Source organism: Neptuniibacter sp. UBA6509, assembly GCA_002435145.1.
GTDB lineage: Bacteria > Pseudomonadota > Gammaproteobacteria > Pseudomonadales > Balneatricaceae > Neptuniibacter.
In genome coordinates this window covers 13,548-33,359 of sequence record DJLT01000101.1, presented here as the reverse complement: position 1 = coordinate 33,359, position 19,812 = coordinate 13,548, and the positions used below count along the sequence as shown (strand labels likewise).

The 19,812-nt window shown below is 42.4% G+C and carries 21 protein-coding genes; 7 read left to right on the top strand and 14 right to left on the bottom strand.

The annotated features are described in order from the left end of the window. Positions 1–59: 59 nt before the first annotated feature. The 5 genes from urtE to urtA form a co-directional block, all read right to left on the bottom strand. The gene (urtE, locus tag B4K11_RS12930; RefSeq protein WP_292952049.1) at positions 60–755 is read right to left on the bottom strand and encodes an urea ABC transporter ATP-binding subunit UrtE; all 696 of its coding nucleotides are present in this window, start codon (positions 753–755) and stop codon (positions 60–62) included. Next, positions 752–1,585, bottom strand: a complete 834-nt coding sequence (gene urtD / locus B4K11_RS12925) for an urea ABC transporter ATP-binding protein UrtD (protein ID WP_292952052.1) — start codon at positions 1,583–1,585, stop codon at positions 752–754. The genes urtE and urtD overlap by 4 nt, the downstream gene beginning before the upstream one ends. After that, entirely contained in the window at positions 1,582–2,742 is a 1,161-nt protein-coding gene (urtC, locus tag B4K11_RS12920; RefSeq protein WP_292952055.1) for an urea ABC transporter permease subunit UrtC, read from the bottom strand. The genes urtD and urtC overlap by 4 nt, the downstream gene beginning before the upstream one ends. Continuing rightward, positions 2,739–4,415 carry an urea ABC transporter permease subunit UrtB gene (gene urtB / locus B4K11_RS12915; RefSeq protein WP_414689237.1) on the bottom strand — a complete coding sequence of 559 codons (1,677 nt, stop codon included), beginning with the start codon at positions 4,413–4,415 and terminating at the stop codon, positions 2,739–2,741. Before urtB ends, urtC begins: the two co-directional genes overlap by 4 nt. A gap of 223 nt (positions 4,416–4,638) precedes the next feature. Beyond that, positions 4,639–5,919 carry an urea ABC transporter substrate-binding protein gene (urtA, locus tag B4K11_RS12910; protein WP_292952058.1) on the bottom strand — a complete coding sequence of 427 codons (1,281 nt, stop codon included), beginning with the start codon at positions 5,917–5,919 and terminating at the stop codon, positions 4,639–4,641. A gap of 504 nt (positions 5,920–6,423) precedes the next feature. On the opposite strand from urtA, the gene B4K11_RS12905 reads away from it, so the two are divergent. Then, positions 6,424–7,848: a DEAD/DEAH box helicase gene (locus B4K11_RS12905; protein ID WP_292959425.1), complete on the top strand. Its 1,425-nt coding sequence runs from the start codon at positions 6,424–6,426 to the stop codon at positions 7,846–7,848. Positions 7,849–7,872: 24 nt separating this feature from the next. Here the strand turns inward: B4K11_RS12905 and B4K11_RS12900 are convergent, their stop codons facing one another. The 4 genes from B4K11_RS12900 to B4K11_RS12885 form a co-directional block, all read right to left on the bottom strand. Beyond that, positions 7,873–8,244 (bottom strand): Fis family transcriptional regulator, encoded by a 372-nt coding sequence (locus B4K11_RS12900; protein ID WP_292952064.1) that lies wholly within the window; start codon positions 8,242–8,244, stop codon positions 7,873–7,875. Between the two features lie 57 nt (positions 8,245–8,301). After that, positions 8,302–9,213: a response regulator transcription factor gene (locus B4K11_RS12895; protein ID WP_292952067.1), complete on the bottom strand. Its 912-nt coding sequence runs from the start codon at positions 9,211–9,213 to the stop codon at positions 8,302–8,304. Next, the gene (locus tag B4K11_RS12890; protein ID WP_292952070.1) at positions 9,210–12,674 is read right to left on the bottom strand and encodes an ATP-binding protein; all 3,465 of its coding nucleotides are present in this window, start codon (positions 12,672–12,674) and stop codon (positions 9,210–9,212) included. The genes B4K11_RS12895 and B4K11_RS12890 overlap by 4 nt, the downstream gene beginning before the upstream one ends. Before the next feature lie 295 nt (positions 12,675–12,969). Further along, a complete protein-coding gene (locus B4K11_RS12885) occupies positions 12,970–13,911 on the bottom strand; it encodes a LysR substrate-binding domain-containing protein (protein WP_292952073.1) in 942 nt (313 codons plus the stop codon). Positions 13,912–14,048: 137 nt separating this feature from the next. Here B4K11_RS12885 and B4K11_RS12880 point away from each other — a divergent pair, with 137 nt between their 5' ends. From B4K11_RS12880 to B4K11_RS12865, 4 genes are all read left to right on the top strand, one after another. Next, complete coding sequence (locus tag B4K11_RS12880; RefSeq protein WP_292952076.1) at positions 14,049–14,270, top strand: DUF1127 domain-containing protein; 222 nt, start codon at positions 14,049–14,051, stop codon at positions 14,268–14,270. 224 nt (positions 14,271–14,494) lie between these two features. Next, positions 14,495–15,055, top strand: coding sequence for a phosphonate metabolism protein/1,5-bisphosphokinase (PRPP-forming) PhnN (phnN, locus tag B4K11_RS12875; RefSeq protein ID WP_292952079.1), 561 nt, complete (start codon positions 14,495–14,497; stop codon positions 15,053–15,055). Positions 15,056–15,208: 153 nt separating this feature from the next. Beyond that, entirely contained in the window at positions 15,209–15,550 is a 342-nt protein-coding gene (locus tag B4K11_RS12870; protein ID WP_292952082.1) for a PBPRA1643 family SWIM/SEC-C metal-binding motif protein, read from the top strand. 48 nt (positions 15,551–15,598) lie between these two features. Next, the gene (locus B4K11_RS12865) at positions 15,599–16,000 is read left to right on the top strand and encodes a hypothetical protein (protein ID WP_292952085.1); all 402 of its coding nucleotides are present in this window, start codon (positions 15,599–15,601) and stop codon (positions 15,998–16,000) included. A gap of 41 nt (positions 16,001–16,041) precedes the next feature. Here the strand turns inward: B4K11_RS12865 and B4K11_RS12860 are convergent, their stop codons facing one another. After that, the gene (locus tag B4K11_RS12860; RefSeq protein WP_292959424.1) at positions 16,042–16,929 is read right to left on the bottom strand and encodes a LysR family transcriptional regulator; all 888 of its coding nucleotides are present in this window, start codon (positions 16,927–16,929) and stop codon (positions 16,042–16,044) included. A gap of 131 nt (positions 16,930–17,060) precedes the next feature. On the opposite strand from B4K11_RS12860, the gene B4K11_RS12855 reads away from it, so the two are divergent. Further along, positions 17,061–17,702: a class I SAM-dependent methyltransferase gene (locus B4K11_RS12855; RefSeq protein WP_292952094.1), complete on the top strand. Its 642-nt coding sequence runs from the start codon at positions 17,061–17,063 to the stop codon at positions 17,700–17,702. Between the two features lie 238 nt (positions 17,703–17,940). Further along, positions 17,941–18,711, top strand: a complete 771-nt coding sequence (locus tag B4K11_RS12850; protein ID WP_292952097.1) for a sulfite exporter TauE/SafE family protein — start codon at positions 17,941–17,943, stop codon at positions 18,709–18,711. Between the two features lie 13 nt (positions 18,712–18,724). Here B4K11_RS12850 and B4K11_RS12845 read toward each other — a convergent pair whose 3' ends face one another. Genes B4K11_RS12845 through B4K11_RS12830 form a run of 4 tightly spaced genes read right to left on the bottom strand, consistent with a single transcriptional unit; the run spans position 18,725 to position 19,812 of the window. Beyond that, positions 18,725–18,898 (bottom strand): hypothetical protein, encoded by a 174-nt coding sequence (locus tag B4K11_RS12845; RefSeq protein ID WP_292952100.1) that lies wholly within the window; start codon positions 18,896–18,898, stop codon positions 18,725–18,727. 29 nt (positions 18,899–18,927) lie between these two features. Next, positions 18,928–19,149, bottom strand: a complete 222-nt coding sequence (locus B4K11_RS12840; protein ID WP_292952103.1) for an HD-GYP domain-containing protein — start codon at positions 19,147–19,149, stop codon at positions 18,928–18,930. Between the two features lie 53 nt (positions 19,150–19,202). Then, entirely contained in the window at positions 19,203–19,385 is a 183-nt protein-coding gene (locus B4K11_RS12835) for a hypothetical protein (RefSeq protein WP_292952106.1), read from the bottom strand. A gap of 37 nt (positions 19,386–19,422) precedes the next feature. Beyond that, positions 19,423–19,812, bottom strand: coding sequence for a DUF3391 domain-containing protein (locus tag B4K11_RS12830; protein WP_292952109.1), 390 nt, complete (start codon positions 19,810–19,812; stop codon positions 19,423–19,425).

Genomic DNA, 19,812 nt, shown 5'->3' with positions numbered 1-19,812 from the left:
ACTTATTAAATTCCTTAGCAACATAGAAGGCCTTTAATTAAAATATATTTAATACCACCTCAGACGGCTAAATATTGCTTAATCAAATCTTCACTTAAGTTAGCCATCTGATCACTCGCAACAACTCTGCCCTTCTCCATTAAACGAAACTCTTTACCTACTCTGCGGGCAAAACCCAGCTTTTGCTCAACCAGAATAACCGTAAGACCCTCTTCCTGATTCAACTTTAAGATTACATCCCCGATTTGCTGCACGATGTTCGGCTGAATTCCTTCATTAGGTTCATCTAAGATCAGAACCTTCGGATCAATAACCAAAGCACGACCAATTGCTAACTGCTGTTGCTGACCACCTGAAAGATCTCCCCCGCGACGATGCAGCATCTCCTTTAGAACAGGGAATAGTTCGAATATTTTCTCCGGTATCTGTTTGGATTTATCTTTTCGAATAGGTAATCCAATACGCAAATTTTCTTCAACCGTTAATGTTGGAAAAATATCTCTCCCCTGCGGTACATAACCGATCCCCGCCGGCGCTCGAAATTCTGCAGTTTTGGTATGCAATGGCTCACCTTCCAACAAAATTTCACCGCTTTCTACAGGGAGTAAACCCATGAGGCATTTGAGCAGTGTTGTTTTTCCTACACCATTTCGTCCCATGATGCAGGTACAGGAACCTGGTTTTATCTCTAGATCCAGATCCCAAAGTATCTGCGTACCACCATAACGTTGATTAACTTTTGATATATCGATCATGGTGCTTCTCCCAAGTAAACTTCTATCACATCAGGGTTATTCTGAACTTGATCCATAGTGCCTTCAGCCAATACTGATCCTTGGTGTAAAACAGTCACCGTTCGGGCAATGCTGCGAACAAACTCCATATCATGTTCAACGACAATAACCGTACGTTCACCAGCAAGTGATGTTAATAGCTCTGCTGTACGCTCAGTTTCTTGAGCCGTCATACCTGCTACAGGTTCATCAATCAACAGTAGTCTTGGCTCTGCTACCAACAGCATACCTATCTCTAACCACTGTTTCTGACCATGAGAAAGCGCACCCGCTTGCATAAAACACTGCTCTTTTAGACCGATAATATTAAGCACTTCATCAATCCTATCGATCTCTGTCGGAGTCAAACGAGCAAACAACATAGGTACGACACTTTTTTGCTGCTTAAGAGAAAGCTCCAAATTGTCAAACACACTATGCGCTTCAAACACTGTTGGTTTCTGAAATTTACGGCCGATACCCAACTCAGCGATAGCCGCCTCATCATGTTTTAAAAGGTTGATACTTTGTCCAAAATAAACACTGCCAGAATCGGGCGTAGTCTTACCCGTAATAACATCCATCAAGGTTGTTTTGCCCGCGCCGTTAGCACCGATTAAACACCTAAGTTCGCCATCATTTACATAAAGGTTAAGATCATTTAAGGCTTTGAACCCATCAAAGCTTAAATCAAGACCTTCCACATATAGAATCACATCATGCGATACATCGACCTGTTTCTGTTCATTTTTTAAAAACGACCATACTTGGTCTCTTCGCATGACTTCACGTACATCAGTTAACGTACTCATGCGTCACCTCCTTTCAAGGCAGGTTCGTCATCATTTGGTTTATCACCACTGCTCCCCCCACATCGCTTATCCATAATGTTTTTATACAACCCCATCAGTCCTTGCGGTAGATACAGGGTTACAAAAACAAAGAGCGCTCCTAATGCGAACAACCAACCATCCGGCATAATCGCTGTGAATTTTGTTTTCGCATAGTTCACTAACAATGCACCGACTATGGCCCCTATCAGAGTGCCACGGCCTCCAACAGCCACCCAAATCACCATCTCGATTGAATTTAACGGAGAGAATTCACCTGGGTTAATAATGCCAACTTGAGGAACATAAAGAGCCCCAGCGATACCGGCTATCAGCGCGGAGTATACAAAGAGCCAAACTTTAAAACGTTCTGTTCGATAACCGATAAAACGTGCGCGGCTTTCACCATCGCGAATAGCGACAATCACCTTACCTGTACGTGATTGCAAAATCTTATGACTGACAACGAGTATCACGGCCAACAACAAAGCAGTGATGGCAAATAAGGTAACGCGTGTAGTATCTGCTTGCAGATCAAAACCAACAATATCCTTAAAATCAGTCAAACCATTGTTGCCACCAAACCCCATTTCATTACGGAAAAAAGCGAGCATCAATGCATAAGTGAGTGCCTGAGTCATGATTGAAAGGTAGACGCCTGTTACGCGAGAGCGAAAGGCTAACCAACCAAAAACATAAGCTAAAATCCCAGGCACCAGTAATACCATAATCATCGCAAACCAAAACTGATCCATCCCTTGCCAAAACCAAGGAAGTTCTGACCAGTTTAGGAACACCATAAAGTCTGGTAGATCTGGATTGCCATATACGCCTCGATCTCCAATTTGGCGCATTAAGTACATGCCCATCGCATAGCCACCCAGTGCGAAGAAGGCACCATGACCTAGGCTTAATATTCCGCAGTAACCCCAAATCACATCAACAGCTAACGCCAACATTGCATAACATAAGTACTTACCTAACAACGTGATCGTATAAGTACTGACATAAAAGATAGAGTCTTGAGGCATCAACAAATTACCCATCGATGCAAGAAGCGTCACCAATACCAAAATGGCAACAAATGGCGCTACTTTACTGTCGCCATGTAAACGGCTAAAACGCATTAACTGGTTCATTCTGCAGCCCTCCCTTTCTGTGGGAATAAGCCCTTAGGACGTTTCTGTATAAATAAGATAATAAAGACAAGAACAATAATACTCGCCAGCACAGCCCCGGTAACAGGTTCAAGGAATTTGTTAGCGATCCCCAAAGAAAACGCAGCAACTAAAGTTCCCCAAAGGTTGCCGACCCCACCAAAAACAACAACCATAAAGGAATCAATAATATATGCCTGGCCGAGGTTAGGCCCCACGTTCGTCAACTGACTTAAAGCAACACCCGCGATACCCGCGATACCCGAGCCCAAACCAAAAGTCATGGCATCAACCCAATCGGTTTTAATACCCATTGCTTTAGCCATGTCACGGTTCTGCGACACCGCACGTACATTTAGTCCTAAAGAGGTTTTGCGTAAAACGATTAGTAGTAAACCAAACACAAGAAGTGCGAATGCTAAAATATAAAGTCGGTTCAACGTTAAACTTAAAATAGGATTAATTTCTAACGAGCCACTGATCCATTCAGGAGAAGCTACTTGACGATTCAACGGGGAAAAGACGGTTCTTACTAGTTGCTGAAGAATCAAACTAATACCAAATGTAGCCAGCAAGGTTTCTAAAGGTCGCCCGTGAAGGTGTCGAATTACACCTCGTTCAATAAGAACGCCTACTAAACCAGAAACAAGAAAAGCCATCGGAATCGCAACCCATAAGGAGTATTCGATTGCATTAGGCATCATCAGCTGCACAACATAAGTGGTGTAAGCTCCTAGCATGATCATCTCACCGTGGGCCATGTTAATAACCCCCATCACACCAAAAGTAATCGCAAGACCTATCGCCGCCAGAAGGAGCACAGAGCCTAAGCTCAAGCCGAAAAAAAGTTGATCTATGAAGCCATAAAATTCAATACGCTGATTTATACTTTTGAGCGCCTTACTCGCAGCCGCCTTAACTTTTGCATCACTGTCATTATCAGCTAGTTTGGTTAATTTGTTACGTGCCTCGTTTTCTAAACTATCAGCAAGGACTTTTACAGCCGCCAATCGTTCATGGGCTATAGCGGAATTAGATTGATTCAGTGCTAATGCAAGATCAATCATCGAAAGGACATCTTCATCACCCTCATTCGGGCGCACCGATGTTAACGTCGCAACGGTCTCATCACTTAGGTTTTTAAGTAACGCTTTCACCGCATCTAAGCGTATTGCCGGATCGCTATTAGAGATCTGAAGACGAGCAATCGCTTGTCTTAAATAACCACGTAGTTTGTTATTAACACGAATCTTTTTTACAAGTGAAGAATCCAGCTGTCCTAAACTCTGCTGAGTTAAGATCGCTTGAGCCGTAATTTCACCATTTACTTTTGTGACTGCTACGACCTCTTTACTCGACTTAACGAAGTAAAGATCACCGGCGAGCATGCTCTCAAACATTGGCAAGATCTGAGCTCCACCGACTTTTTCAAGCTGTTTAAGTACCGGTAGCGCCTTACTCAGTTTCACCTTAGTTAAGGTTACTAAAAGGCCTTCGACTGAGACCGTATCAGCTTCAGTCTGAGTAATTTCGGTCGAGGCCGGCACCGTAGGTGTAACGTTGTTATCGTTGATAGCAGCAACAGGCTCGTTGGCCTGAACTGAAACCATAGACGCGACAACATAGCAGCACAGTATGGCTAACAAACGTCTCACGTGAATTCTCCTGTGTAGACCGCTGGGTATATATGAATGAAGATGCTTCAATTCGCCAACGAATCAGGAATAAAGAAAGGTGGCTCACTTCTCTGAAGCAAGCCACACACTATGTGAGTAACTCCGCGTTGGATTTACTTATAATTTAGACAACAAATATATATTGCTTAAGGATTAACTGAGCGACCTTAAAATTGGGTCGCCCAGCCAGTAACCACTTAACTTATTTAGCAGCGATACACTCTTTAGTTTCAGTATTGTAGTTGCCGCACTTGGTTGGTGACGTCCAGTCAGAAACAAGGCTCTTAGAACCTGGTAAGAAATCAGACCACGCATCACCTGCAACAACACCATCGGTTTCCCAAACAACCTCAAACTGACCGTTATCTTGAATCTCACCAATCAAAACTGGCTTGCTCAAGTGGTGGTTTTTATTCATCACAGCAACACCGCCAGTTAAGTTAGGCGTTTTCTGTCCAATCATCGCCTGTTCTACAGCGTCAACCTCTGTAGTACCCGCTTTAGTTACTGCATTAGCCCACATGTTAAAACCAATATAAGTGGCTTCCATTGGGTCATTCGTTACACGCTCTTCACTAGTATGAGCTTTCCACTGTTTGATAAATGCAGAGTTAGCGTCATTTTCAACACTCTGGAAATAGTTCCAAGCAGCAAGATGACCAACAAGTGGCTTAGTATCTAGACCTGACAGTTCTTCTTCACCTACAGAGAATGCAACAACTGGAATATCTTCAGAAGAGATACCTTGGTTACCCAGTTCTTTATAGAAAGGAACGTTTGCATCACCGTTGATTGTAGAAACAACGGCAGTCTTCTTACCTTCACTACCAAACTTTTTAATATCTGAAACAATTGACTGCCAATCAGAATGACCAAAAGGCGTATAGTTGATCATGATATCTTCAGCAGCTACACCTTTTGATTTAAGGTAAGCTTCAAGAATCTTGTTAGTGGTACGTGGGTAAACATAATCAGTACCGGCAAGAACCCAACGCTCAACTTCTAGATCGTTCGCTAAGTAATCAACTGCAGGAATCGCCTGCTGGTTTGGCGCTGCGCCTGTATAGAAAACGTTTTTAGATGACTCTTCACCTTCATACTGCACTGGGTAGAACATCAAACCATTAAGCTCTTCTAAAACAGGAAGCGCAGATTTACGTGATACTGATGTCCAGCAGCCAAAAATGACATCCACTTCTTCTTTGGTAAGTAGCTCTCGTGTTTTTTCAGCAAATAATGGCCAATTTGACGCGGGGTCAACAACAACCGCTTCTAACTGTTTACCTAGTAGTCCACCTTTTTTATTCTGTTCTTCAACCATCATAAGGACAGTATCTTTAAGCGTTGTTTCACTGATCGCCATTGTTCCAGATAGTGAATGTAGAACACCTACTTTTATTGTTTCAGCTGCCATTGCACTGATGCTGATAACTGAAGCACCTAATGAGAGTGCAACACCTGCCGCGATACTTTTAAGTTTCATAACTGCCCTTCCCCTTATTTGAATGAATCGCCGGAACAAACTTATTGGAACCAAATTACTTTGTTCATGCGTTGCAATAAGGCTATTAGATTTCAAGGGGGACAGGTATTCGGTGATTGACGCAGTCATATACGTCATTTGACGTACACGCGTATCCAATTACTTAATAATTATGAAAATTTAGACGCTAATATTTGGTTTTAAGTAATCCTTATTAGGCCTCTAAGGTTAACGATGATACAATCGGCCCGTTCCGAAGATTAGGCGAACGAGTCAAATAGCCATAGATACTCTCATGATTCTCTAGGTAGACCTGTTGGCGTTGTGCAAAGCGCAATCTCTATTTCTTACAGAGGCCTTCAGGGAACTAAATTTACCTACGTGACTTAAATCTGAGTGCAGGCCTCCCTCACATCGATATTACGTACTTCATAAGCGGTACCTTAGCTAAACTAAGTGTGCGCTTTAATCGTATTTCTAAATACACCACATAGAGAACAACACATGAGTTTCGCTGATCTGGGCTTATCTCGCCCAATATTGGACGCTATTACCGCTAAAGGCTACGACACACCGTCTCCGATCCAAGCAGAAGCAATTCCTGCCGTTATCCAAGGCAAGGATTTAATGGCCGCAGCACAAACAGGCACAGGTAAAACAGCGGGCTTTACGCTACCACTACTTGAACGTCTGAGTGGCGGTACGCCATCAAAAGGCGGACAAGTTAGAGCTCTTATCCTTACACCGACCCGTGAACTTGCCGCTCAAGTCGCTGAAAGTGTAAGTGACTATTCTACAAATCTACCTCTACGCTCAGCTGTGGTATTTGGTGGAGTGAAAATCAACCCACAAATTGCCAAACTGCGTGGTGGCGTTGATATTCTAGTAGCCACGCCAGGTCGTTTGCTTGATCTATACAACCAGCGCGTTGTTAAATTTTCACAACTTGAAGTACTTGTTCTCGATGAAGCCGATCGTATGTTAGATATGGGCTTTATTCATGACATTAAGAAAATTCTCAAGGTACTGCCTAAGCAGCGTCAGAACCTACTTTTTTCTGCCACATTTTCGCCGCAGATTCGCACATTAGCTAAAGGCTTAGTTAATAACCCAGTAGAAATTTCAGTCACCCCAGTTAACTCAACTGCAACCACGGTTAAACAATGGATATCTCCCGTTGATAAGGGCCAAAAGCCAGCGGCATTGATCAAGCTAATTAAAGATAATAGCTGGGAACAGGTACTTGTATTCTCACGTACTAAGCATGGTGCCAATCGACTCGCTAAACAGCTTACTGCGGCAAAGATTACAGCGGCAGCTATTCATGGCAATAAAAGCCAAGGCGCACGAACTAAAGCGTTAGCTGATTTTAAAAGCGGTGCAGTGAAAGTACTCGTGGCGACAGATATTGCAGCACGCGGTATCGACATTGATCAGCTGCCTTACGTTGTGAATTTTGACCTACCTAACATCCCTGAAGATTATGTACACCGCATTGGCCGTACTGGTCGTGCAGGCGCCACCGGAGAAGCCGTTTCTCTCGTCTGTGCTGATGAGTTTGAACATTTAGCGGCGGTGGAATACCTAACCGGGAAAATTATTGAACGAGTGGAGTTAGAAGGTTTTACGCCGGTACATACACTGCCAGCATCTGACTTGAGCCGTAAACCGGGTAAGATTAAGACCAAACAGAGAAACCAACGCTCTGGTCATAAAGATGGCCAGCGCTCTGGAGATAATGCCCGTGGGCATAAGCCTCAAGGCAAAAACAAATCTCACCGTTCAGCAAGTAAATCAGGTGGTGGTAGCCGAGCAGCTTCAGGTGGAAATGGTTCTCGAACTAAGAAAACAAGCCAAAGCCAAAACCAATCACCAGCAAGCAAGCCGGTAAGACGTGTCCGTAAACGACCTGCCTCAAAACCAAGCTAATTAGTTTGTTGTGGCCAACGTACACTAATGAAGTTTACGTTGGCCTAGATGACGCTGTTTAATCCGTTCAGCCCACTGCCCTCCATGCTCTAAATCACACATCTCTTCAGAATCAAATACCGTATGAGCTGACACCTTTTTAAGATCTATTTGTACAGCAGCCAACTGGGCTTTAACACAAGAATAAAGCTCTAGGTCTAGACCAGATTTGATCATTTGTTCTATATCTTCGCGACATTTAAAAATACAGATAACTCTTAAAGAATCAGGGAAATTCGCATAGTTCACATCATGCGTTAACCACTCGAAACCCTCTATCTCTGCTAACGCTTTATCACATACTTTTGTCAGCTGTTCTCGCAATTTATTTTCAATCTTCTTATCACTTTTTCGCATTAACTTTTCATCAACCTTTTATGAATCCAATTGAAGAGCACCGAGCCGAATGGTTATTCAATCAGAGGTAATGACTCTTAACGCAACCCCTGCTGCTGCGGTCCTATTCTCGACTCCAAGCTTAGGAAAAATCTGCTCTAGGTGTTTATTTACGGTACGAGGGCTCATTTCTAGAATCTCTGCAATTTCACGATTTGTTTTTCCGTTGGCAATCCAATGCAGCACTTCAGATTCTCTATCTGTTATCGCTAACTTTACTTTTAACAAAGCAGCACCCGATAAGCGATTGCCATCGATTAAGCGAATAAGATACTCACCATTCATCTGCTTATCTACCAATTTCAATTCAATTGGATAATCGAGATGAACAAGCTTTAAATTTGAATCTTGCATGAATCCCGAGCTAGACAACCAAGCATGTATTTGAGGCGCAAGAAATGTTTTTTGAGTTTCAGGATCAATCTCGGCCTTTGCCAGTAACGCATACGCTTGAGGTGTCCCCCATAAAAGCTGACCTTCAGCACTGACAGTAATTAAGTGCTGACCACTACTATCAAGAGCAGACTCAACACTGACAGCTTGACGTGCATTAGAGAGATGCACTTTCATACGTGCAAGCAGTTCACTTGGGTTAATCGGTTTTGTAAGATAATCAACTCCACCCACCTCTAAACCTTTAACCACATCCTCAGTATCTGTTAACCCCGTCATGAAAATAACTGGAATGGTTGCTAAAGCAGGATCAGATTTAAGTGCATGACAAGTTTCAAAACCATCCATATTGGGCATGATGGCATCTAATAAAATAATGTCAGGTCTTATACGCTTGGCAATGGTTAAAGCCTGCCTACCTTCCAACGCGACCAATACATCCATACCCGCATCTTCAAGCGCATCATTAATCAAACTAAGGGCATCAGGTGAGTCATCAACCACTAAAACAATCTCTTTACCCAAAACCGTATTCATACAGAATATGCCTCAATATGTAGCGCTAATTTTTCAAACTGAAACCCTTGGCTCAATTGTTCCAATTGTCTGAAAGAGCTTTCATCCAAGAGGTTCTCATTTAAAATCTGTTTTAAGGTCGCATTTACCCCTTTTTGGTATCCCATTTGCGCATAGGCTTTTAATTCCAATAGAAGAGCGTGCTTAGGTAACGTGGAATCTAAGGATTGATTTGGAGTCATATTAGAGGAACTAGCCTCAATTACAGGAATAGACGGAACACCATTACTTAAATGCCCCTGCTGACTTAACCCTCCTTTCATCTCATTCCGATAGATCCATTCCAGCTCTAAGTACTGTGAAATTTTGTCGAAAAGCTGATGATTACTTACAGGTTTTACTAAATAGTCATCATAATCAGCTTGATAGTCATCCTTCCTATTATACTCATGGGCATCTGCTGACAACATAATGACGGGTTTTACATTCCCCTGCTCTCGAAGCTTATGGACTAATTCCAGCCCACTCATTCCAGGCATCGAAATATCCATTAAAAAGAGATCTATATGAACTTGCTCAACGAGTTCCAGGCATCTTGGAGCATCATGCGCTTCAACAGTATTAAATCCGATAGGTATTAATAGGTCAGACAACAAACCACGTAACACAGGATCATCATCAACGATACATACTGTCCGCTGCAGCCCCTCGTACCCTATGACCCTTTTTAACTTTGGTTCTTCAATGGTGCTAACGTCGACCCAAGGAAGTAAAAGACTCACTTTAAATTCTGAACCACTGCCTAATTCACTCTCAACCTGTAAATCTCCCCCCATGATTTCGGTTAATAGTTTCACAATGGTTAGCCCCAAACCCGTACCGGGGAGATTGGCAGTGTCTCTATTTCTGACACGTTCAAATGGATCAAAAATACGTTCTAATTGTGATTTTTCTATACCCGGGCCCGTATCAGTAATTCGAAACTCTGCCACCTGATTACGATAAAATATCTCAAAATCAATCGTGCCTGAAGGAGTATACTTAACCGCATTAGATAAGAGGTTTATCAAGATTTGACGCAACCTTTTCTCATCAGCGATAACAACATCAGGTAATGGATTATGAATCCGGCAATTTAAAACCAAGTGCTTTTGATTCGCTTGTACGGTGAACATTTGTGATAACTGGTCAATCAACTCAGGTAACCGAACCTGATTACGATATAGGTCTAAGCGACCCGCTTCTATTTTAGAGATGTCTAACAGACCTTCGATAAGATCCGTTAAATACTGACCACTACGATGGATAATGTTTAATCCTCGTTTGTGTTCATCGGCCATGCTTTCCTTATCGCCGAGTAATTGCGCGTAGCCCAAAATAGATTGCAATGGCGTTCGAAGTTCATGACTGATGCCTGTGAGATATCGGCTTTTAGCTTCATTGGCCCGTTCCGCATATTCCTTTGCTTGCTGTAACTCTTGGTCTGTTTGCTCATGAGCATCAATCTCACGTATCAACTTTAAACTTTGCCTATTTGACTCTTTCTGCGCAGTAATTCGACTCTCATGGGCCAAAAGAAAAACCCAAATAACAATTCCTGAGGCAATAAACAGCGTAACGAAAAGCGATATAAATGTTTTTTCCAGCAACAGAACTTCTGACATATTCGCTGGCTGCATTTGAGTATAAATCAACAGTAAAAGTGCACCTAGCAGCCCATTAACACTTATAACTAAAGCGACAAACCGGCCAAACCTTGAATAAAGACCACGGACAAAACCTTTGGAAAGAAAACCGTATAAAAACTTTAAAAAATGCCTCGATATTCCAGACTTAGGTTTGCACCCATCAAGACAGCGAACATCTAAAGAGCAACATAAAGAACAGATTGGCTGCTGGTAAGCAGGGCAATAACTCATATCTTCTTGCTCAAAATCATTTTCACAAATACCACAGGTTACCGAAGGTTTTGAGCATGGAGTTGAATTGTCACAATCATGATAATAGGGGCTTAAATCTGACGCCGCTCTTGCTATGTAATAGCGCCCTTTTGTTAGTAACGCGATCACGGGTACACAAATAAAACAACTCAGTAATGTAACAAAGTGGCACAAGTATTGGGCACTTTCCCCCATTACCCCTAGGTAGGCCAAAATACCAAGTACAGTCGAGATCAACATTGAGCCTAAACCAACAGGATTAATGTCATAAAGGTGTGCACGTTTAAATTCAATGAATTTAGGGCTTAAACCCAAGGGTTTATTAATTAATAGATCAGCAGATAAAGAACCTAGCCAAGCCAAAGCTAAAATAGCGAAGCTTCCCAATATTGCTTCCAAAGCCTGATAGATTCCAAGCTCCATTAACAATAGCGCTATAGACACATTAAATACCAACCAGACAACACGCCCTGGATGGCTATGCGTCAATCTAGAGAAAAAATTAGACCACGCAATAGAACCTGCATAAGCGTTAGTTACATTAATTTTCATCTGGCACAGAATGACCATAATCGCAGCCAATATTAAGGCGAATGCAGGTGATTCAGTTAACTGCATAAAAACGCGTTGATACATATACGTTGGATTAGTCGCTTGTTCAAACGGCATCAACTGAGTAAAAGCGAGGTAGGCCAAAAAGGAGCCTAGCAACATTTTGATCAGCCCCACCCAAACCCATCCGGGCCCAGACAATACCAACCAAAACCACCACCGCTTTTTATTCTGTTCAGTTTTAGGCGGCATAAACCGCAAATAATCCGCCTGCTCTCCAATTTGTGCGACTAACGCAATTAATATAGATACCGCAGAACCAAACAGTACCAAATTAAATTCACCACCTGCTGGCGCCTGCGGGGACACAAAGTTAGTCCAGCCCGCTAAATTGTCATATTCATAAACTAAAACTACAGCCAACGCAGAACACTGCAGTAACAACCAAACAAACTGTGTACTTACCTGAAATTTACTTATTGCGGTAATACCATGAGTCACAATAGGAATAACGGCAACAGCACAAATGATATAACCAATGAAAAGAGGAATACCCAATAATAGATGGAAAGCCGATGCCAAAATAGCGGCTTCAATAGCAAAGAAAATGAACGTAAAAGAGGCGTAGATAAGAGACGTAATGGTTGAACCAAGATAACCAAAGCCAGCCCCCCTTGTCAGCAGATCTATATCCAAGCCATGCTTAGCGCAATGGTAAGCAATTGGAAATCCAGTGAAAAATAGTACTAAACAAACGGCCAACATGGCCCAAAGAGTGTTTGTAAAACCATAACTCAGTGTTGCCACTGCGGCTAAACCTTCAAGCGCTAAAAAGGAGGTCGCACCTAGTGCAGTGATACCTACTTTAGCGATACTCATATGACGCCCGTTCACAGCGGTAAATCGCAACGCATAGTCTTCTAAAGTTTGGTTTGCAACCCACTTATTGTAGTGTCGGCGTTCTTTTAAGATACGTTGAGAAGCACTCATTGTTTACACTCACCCTGGTAACACGATCCATTCCTATACATGCTTATTCTTAATACGCACACGCAATCCGCACCAGAAAGGCGCACAAAAGGAACATAACGGTGCACTCAACCTATAGAGAGGTTAAAGCCGTTTAGCTCAATCAGATTAAATACTGTTGATTTTATTGAAAAAAATCAAAACAACCGCTCAGCAAAATTAATTGCATTTATTCAGTGCAGTGTTCATGCCATAAAGAGTAAGGGGACTATATAACAAGATGAATAATGTGGTGTACTTGATGCAAAGACTTAAGCTAACTGATGTTACGTAGCTTAGTCTGACTAGAAAACTCCGACCATTGCTCTTCAATAATCGCAATTTGACCTTTAAGCCAGTGGGTAAATGCAGCGACCTTAGGGCGGCTAAAATGTTGTTCAGGCGCTACAAGGAAGTATGTGTAAGGTGAATCCCAATACACATTTAAAGGGCAAACCAATTGGCCACGCTGTATCAATTCAAATGCAAGACTATAACGTATAGGGGCAATTCCTTGGCCATTTAGCGCAGCATCCATGAGCAGGTTGGCATCAACAACCTGCAAAGCGATGGAACTCTTCGGACCAAAGAGCTCTTTAAACGCCTGACTAACACTCGCTAACTCGGGTGATTCATCGATTAATAGGGGAAGCTCTTGTAACTCTGTTGCCAAACCTGATCTCATAGATGTCACTTTATCTAAAAGCATAGGATGGCATAGAGGCATTATATAATCTTTACAGATCACCTCTTCCTCTAATCCAGGAAACCCACCTGAACTAAAACGAATTGCTATATCTTGCGAATCATCGGAGAAATCATGTAGATCGCAGGATGTCGAAACAAAACTAGTCAAATCAGGATGTAACGCTTGAAAATCACCCAGCCGAGGGATTAACCAACGTGCAGCAAAAGAAGGAACCGAAGTTATTTTTAATTGGTGGGGAAATGGATCCTGCTCAAAACTCTTACTTCCCTCCTCTAGCAACAGAAAGGCCTTCTGCACATAAGGTAATAACCTCTCAGCGGAAGGTGTTAATTTAACTTCGCGATTCAAGCGGACAAACAGCTTTTCACCAAAAAACTTTTCTAACAGTTTTATCTGCTGGCTAATGGCTGCTTGTGTGACATGCAGCTTTTCAGATGCATGCTTAAAGCTTTCCTGCTCAGCCGCAATCTGAAAGACACGCAGTGCGTTAAGAGGTGGGAGCCTTTCCATAATTGCACCGCCTAATGGTTAAGTTTTTCTTAATTGATCTTAAAAATATATCGTTTGTCAGCATAGCAAGAAAAACACCAAAATATAGAAAAATTGGCGACAAAATGATGAAAACGTAACTAAATTGGGGCGTAACTATGCAACTTACTCTTTTACTGAAAAATAATTCACCTTTACAGCTCGCCTTTCAGAGCATCTATAACTTAACTGATAAAGTTAAGCAGAAGGTACATTTATGGCGACAAAACTACATTTCAAGAAGAGAGTTAGCTCAACTCTCCCCTGAACAATTAATGGATATAGGAAAAACAAATAAACAAGCCAAGCATGAAGCCGCTAAGCCATTTTGGCTCAAGTAATCTTAAGTACGCTTACCTATACGTTTACAAGCACTTTACGCTTATAAGCAGTCACCCAACAGAGATTGTCAATTAAACCTTTTAAAAATATCGACCTCCTTCCTATCATGAGGAAGCATGTTATAAAATAGTGCGCCAAGCATATCTATTCATGCTTTCTCTTATAGCGCGATCTATTAACGCTAAAATGAAAAGCTTGAATTTTCAGTGGATGATAAAAACTAATGAGCGGACATTTGTACTATTTGATGGGGGCTTCAGGCTCGGGCAAAGACTCTCTATTACAGGGCTGCCGCCATCGGCTTGAACATAGCCATAAAGCCTTTATTGCACACCGCTATATTACCCGCGCCGCAGATGCCGGTGGTGAAAACCATATTCACCTGACAGAATCAGAATTCGAGCTAAGGCGTGACACTGGAATGTTCTGTATGCATTGGGCGTCACATGGCCACCTGTACGGAATTGGTAAAGAGGTGGAAGTATGGGTGAACCACGGCTTGAATGTCATCATGAACGGTTCTAGGGAGTATCTACCAAAAGCTCTCAATAACTTCAGCGCCATTACTCCCATCATGATAACGATTGATAGCGACCAACTTCGCCACCGCCTTGAAAATCGAGGCCGAGAATCCGCTAAAGAGATAGATAAACGCCTTCAACGTCATGCAGAGCTTTTACACCAAATGCCGGATAGCACACTCTTTATAGATAACAGCGGCGCGCTTGAGCAAGGAATTGAGACATTAATGGATATTATCACCCACGGTCGCACAACTGCATAAACAGATAGCGCCTAAGAAGCAAAGTGACATCAAGGTGAACCTCAACAGCTAGTTCCAACGTGTTACACTCCCCCTGAAAATCACTGCTACTTAACTTAGGCAGCGATCATCCCCTATTTACGCTTTAAACTACTCGCTTTAAAAGGTTCTGAAATGTCTGATAAGTTTTTCTTCAAAGGTCGCCAAGACGCACGTCAAAACCATGTTAAAGAGGGTTACTCGACAAATGCGGCACAAAAAAAGGGGAGCAAAAAATACCCTCTAACACTGACAGTGACATCGGAAGAACGTAAGCAAGAAGTTGAAAAAATGCTTACCGAAGCCAACTTATATGCAGTTATCACCGTTGATACTGATAATAAGGCCGTTGAATCGATTAGTGAATTAACCGCGCTACTTCAAACGGCAGGAACCGTTAAACTAGAAAAGACGCCTGCGCGTAATGAACCTTGTAGTTGCGGAAGCGGTAAAAAGTACAAAAAATGTTGCGGTTAATCCTCTAAATTTTACTCTTCACTGTAATGGAATACGGAGAATCGATACATGGTAGCGATCACTGAGATTGGCCTTAGAGAGCTCTTTAGGCATTTAGGCCAATGGCTCACTAACTTGCGGCGGGCTGGAGCCAACCGCAAAAAGGAATCTACCGACGCCTTAAGATCAGTGATCGTTGCATCACGTGAAACCACCGTTTATGTCAGACATTTAAACGAAACTGGACTGCAAGACCACCAAGAAGAAGCAAGGCTCTCTACCATATGGACTAAACTTAGTTTCCGCTTATCAGATATAGGATTAACAAAATTAGCTAAACGCTGCGACATCAAAGGTCGCTATTGGTCCAATCCAGCTCAATTCGATCACACCTTTCTAGAGAAAGCAGATGTAGGCCTCGAAAAAATTGAGAAACTAGCGAGACAGATCTTAGTTGAAACAGAGGATTAAGATCACTCTATTATCAATACGAGAAAACGAACTTTCTCCACCTACTCAGCCAACGCATCGACTAGAAAATCAAACACCGCCCTGACTCGACGATTAGTTCTCAACTCACGATGCGCGACTAACCACAGCCCACCATTATATGGTTCTAAATCAGGTAGCACTCTGACCACATTAGACTCAGCATCACCCACCTGCTCCACCATAATACCGATTCCCACACCTTGCTTAACCATCTCCCAGTGAACAATGTGATTCTCAGTCAGCACACGAAAATTCTCAATGCTCAGTTCACAACCTTGCTTATTCAATTCCTTCATTAAGGAGTGTTCAGTATCAAACCCGATAATTTGGGCAACCTCTAAATCCTCAACAACTGAAACGCCTCCAATAGAGGATAGATAATCCGGGCATGCATAAAGGTGGGCTTTAACAGCACAAAGTTTACGGGCAATCAGCTCAGGTTGAGTAGGTTGAAATGCACGTATGGCAATATCAGCTTCACGACGCTTTAGATCGCTGGTGCTGTTCGTGGCGATAACCTCAACGTTAATACCAGGGTAAGCACACCTAAGCTCACGTATAACCGCAGGGAGTTGATAAACCGCCATCGCCTCTGTCGCAGAGATACAGATATCCCCTTCAATAGAGTCTGAATGACCTTTAGCTGACAATGAGAAACCGCTTGCCGCATCCCCCATCTTGCGCACATATTCCAACAATTCAAGACCACTGGGTGTCAATTCGAGCCCTCGATTTCCTCGCTCAAACAACGCTACACCTAATTCGGCCTCGAGAGCTGAGACTTGCCGCCCTAACGTTGGTTGCGTCATTCCTAATGCTCTGGCTGCCGCAGACAGGGAACCCTCCTCTGCAGTCACTAAAAAAGCACGCGCTCTATTCCAATCAAAATCTATCGACCGCCACCCCATACAAACACCTAAACCTATACCTATGCCCACACCTATACAAATATGCATATCAAAAATACAATTTTAACTATTTTAGCTTAATATTTGTATTGGTATAGTTTGTTTTCATTCTTGATAAACGAAACATCGCCATGACTTACTCAACAGTTTTTTGGAATCGAATAGCAAAAAGCTATGCCAATAAACCAGTCGCAGACGTAGAAGCCTATGAATTTAAATTAGATAAAATTCGAGGCGAGCTTAATCCGGATATGAATGTTTTTGAATTTGGCTGTGGAACAGGCAGCACAGCCCTTAAACTTGCGCCTTTAGTTGCTAGTTATCAGGCTATAGACTTTTCTGAGAAAATGATCGCTATCGCACAAGGAAAGCTGCGCGATACTCCGATCCCCCAACTCGATTTCCTACAGTCTGCCTTAGAAGAGCATCCTATTCAAAACAATAGCTTAGATGCCATTATTGCCATGAGCGTTCTACATTTAATGAATGAACCACAATCAGCAATCGCTCATGCATTCACGAAACTTAAACCCGGAGGACTCTTTATCAGCAATACTGCCTGTATCGCGGATTCTATGCCTTGGTTTAAATATATTGCACCTCTAGGTCACTCATTAAGGCTATTACCAAAACTGCATGTATTTAAGCAAACAACATTGATGGCTTATCTGACTGAAGCCGGGTTCACCACAAAATACGAGTGGATCACAGAGAATAACAAAATGACTCTTTTTGTTATTTCTCAAAAACCACTTAAAAGCACTCAATCCTAAAATCATTCAAGGAAAGCCCTTAGCTTAAAGCAGCTACCTTATAGCCACTATTCTTAAGCGACCGATATCTTAAGCGGCCGATATCTTAAGCGGCCGACATTTTAACGACCGAGAAAATCTCGGCTCTACGTAAAAATACGGGTTAATGATTACTCATGAGATGTCACAATACTCTGTAATTACCCATTGTCTGCGCATTAAAATTGCACGACACCTATTATGAGCAATCGGTCTCCATATGCTTTTCGAACTCTTTATTTTATTTACAGCCGGTGTGTTTGGAGGAGTTCTCAACTCCATAGCCGGCGGAGGAAGCTTCATCACCTTTCCAGCGCTCCTATTTGCAGGTGTGCCACCGATTAGCGCCAACGCCACTAATACATTTTCATCCTGTGCCGGCTATATGAGCGGGGCTTATGCTTTTCGAAAAGATATCCTTAAGCACAAGCACGAGCTGTTTAAAATTATAATAATTAGCCTTATTGGCGGTATTGGTGGTGCATGGTTGCTACTGCAAACCCCAGAAGCACTTTTTCTAGAAGCGGTTCCTTGGCTACTCCTTTTTGCGACCCTACTCTTCATATTTGGGGGGCAATTAAATGATGCAATAAAGAAACTGAGCTCCGTGCACCGCCATGCATCCTCCCTAGGCGCTCTGTTATTAGCAGTCGTGTTACTTGGGGTTTCGGTCTATGGAGGTTTCTTTAATGCAGGACTAGGCATTATCACGCTAAGTTATTTAGCGCTGGCCGGTCACACTAATATTAATACGATGAACGGGCTTAAGCTGCTCATCTCTTCGGTTGTTTCTTTAATTGCGATCGTGGTGTTTGTGATTGATGGAGCAATCGATTGGTATTCAGGCGTTGTAGTGCTAGTAGGTTCACTAGGGGGCGGTTATATAGCCGCTCACGTTTCTAGAAAGCTGCCACAACAAGCTGTACGTCTTTTTGTTATCTTAGCCAGCTGTGGAATTACGGCTTACTTCTTTTATGACATTTACAGCTAGTTAATAAAGCACTTTATGCTTTCTGCGCTTCTTCAGTAAACAATAAGATAAAACGATTAAAAAGCTCTTCTTCAAAGTGATGGTTCATCTGCTTTGTCATAAGCAGCAATGCATCAAAGATACTCATACCCTTTTTGTAAGAGCGCTCAGCGGTTAGCGCATCATAAATATCACCTAATGCGCACATCTGGGCGAGTTCATGAACCTGACTTCCCTTTAATTTATAAGGATAACCAGAGCCACATCGACCTTTTCATGATCCTGCTGGGTTATAACCTGCGCTGTATTCGTTAATGAATCCGCTGCACGTAATAGATCCACGCCCCGTTGCGGATGCGTTCTCATGATCCGCATCTCTTCATCATTCAACTTACCCGGTTTATTTAGAATACCCGGATCAATTTCAGACTTGCCGATATCATGCAGAAAAAAAACCAACGCCCAGCTTCTTTAGAAGCTGAGTGTCATTTGTATTCAAAACTTTTTAGCGATTAAAAGCGATTTAATCCCCACATTAACGCTGTGAGTATGAGTGTGAAAAACATGGAGGTAATTGATAGGGGCTTACTCGCAACTTCATCATCCGTGATAATAGATTCTGCTAGCTCTTGGATGGACTTTCCCGTCTCGTTTATCAGTTCTCTTGCTGGCTCCTGAGATAACAGTGAACCCATTAGATCACTACTATGAAGAAAGTTCTCTCGCGCTTTTTCAGCCGCAGGAATATCGCTGTATATATCGGAGGCTAAAGCTAGCGATGAACATGTTTTCTGCCCAATCAGTAGGAGTCTCAGACTGCTGTTCTATGACAGAATATCGCTCATCACTTAACTCTTCAGGACATTCAGATGCGCTTATTTCTATTGATTTTGTTTCTATTGATTTCTTTTCTAGCTGGACTTCGCTACGACTAAAATCAACAACTGTTTTCAAGTAGCCTTGTATTTCCTTTACATTTTTCGCGGTTTTAACAAGAAAAGAGCGTCTAAGGAAAGGATGATTTAACCAACCATCCCCGAGCTCAACATACATACCTGTCGTCAACTCACTTGAAGCAATCTCTTTCTTCAATATAGGTTTAAACTCCCTGCCTAAACACAT

Coding starts and splice junctions, on each gene's coding strand:
- B4K11_RS12885 (WP_292952073.1), bottom strand. CDS start 13,911: ATGGAAAGGCTCCCACCTCTTAACGCACTGCGTGTCTTTCAGATTGCG.
- urtC (WP_292952055.1), bottom strand. CDS start 2,742: ATGAACCAGTTAATGCGTTTTAGCCGTTTACATGGCGACAGTAAAGTA.
- B4K11_RS12900 (WP_292952064.1), bottom strand. CDS start 8,244: ATGCGAAAAAGTGATAAGAAGATTGAAAATAAATTGCGAGAACAGCTG.
- B4K11_RS12860 (WP_292959424.1), bottom strand. CDS start 16,929: ATGGGGTGGCGGTCGATAGATTTTGATTGGAATAGAGCGCGTGCTTTT.
- B4K11_RS12865 (WP_292952085.1), top strand. CDS start 15,599: ATGGTAGCGATCACTGAGATTGGCCTTAGAGAGCTCTTTAGGCATTTA.
- B4K11_RS12830 (WP_292952109.1), bottom strand. CDS start 19,812: ATGTGTTTAGGCAGGGAGTTTAAACCTATATTGAAGAAAGAGATTGCT.
- phnN (WP_292952079.1), top strand. CDS start 14,495: ATGAGCGGACATTTGTACTATTTGATGGGGGCTTCAGGCTCGGGCAAA.
- urtA (WP_292952058.1), bottom strand. CDS start 5,919: ATGAAACTTAAAAGTATCGCGGCAGGTGTTGCACTCTCATTAGGTGCT.
- B4K11_RS12855 (WP_292952094.1), top strand. CDS start 17,061: ATGACTTACTCAACAGTTTTTTGGAATCGAATAGCAAAAAGCTATGCC.
- B4K11_RS12870 (WP_292952082.1), top strand. CDS start 15,209: ATGTCTGATAAGTTTTTCTTCAAAGGTCGCCAAGACGCACGTCAAAAC.
- B4K11_RS12890 (WP_292952070.1), bottom strand. CDS start 12,674: ATGAGTGCTTCTCAACGTATCTTAAAAGAACGCCGACACTACAATAAG.
- B4K11_RS12835 (WP_292952106.1), bottom strand. CDS start 19,385: ATGGGTTCACTGTTATCTCAGGAGCCAGCAAGAGAACTGATAAACGAG.
- urtE (WP_292952049.1), bottom strand. CDS start 755: ATGATCGATATATCAAAAGTTAATCAACGTTATGGTGGTACGCAGATA.
- B4K11_RS12880 (WP_292952076.1), top strand. CDS start 14,049: ATGCAACTTACTCTTTTACTGAAAAATAATTCACCTTTACAGCTCGCC.
- B4K11_RS12895 (WP_292952067.1), bottom strand. CDS start 9,213: ATGAATACGGTTTTGGGTAAAGAGATTGTTTTAGTGGTTGATGACTCA.
- B4K11_RS12845 (WP_292952100.1), bottom strand. CDS start 18,898: ATGTGCGCATTAGGTGATATTTATGATGCGCTAACCGCTGAGCGCTCT.
- urtD (WP_292952052.1), bottom strand. CDS start 1,585: ATGAGTACGTTAACTGATGTACGTGAAGTCATGCGAAGAGACCAAGTA.
- B4K11_RS12850 (WP_292952097.1), top strand. CDS start 17,941: ATGCTTTTCGAACTCTTTATTTTATTTACAGCCGGTGTGTTTGGAGGA.
- B4K11_RS12905 (WP_292959425.1), top strand. CDS start 6,424: ATGAGTTTCGCTGATCTGGGCTTATCTCGCCCAATATTGGACGCTATT.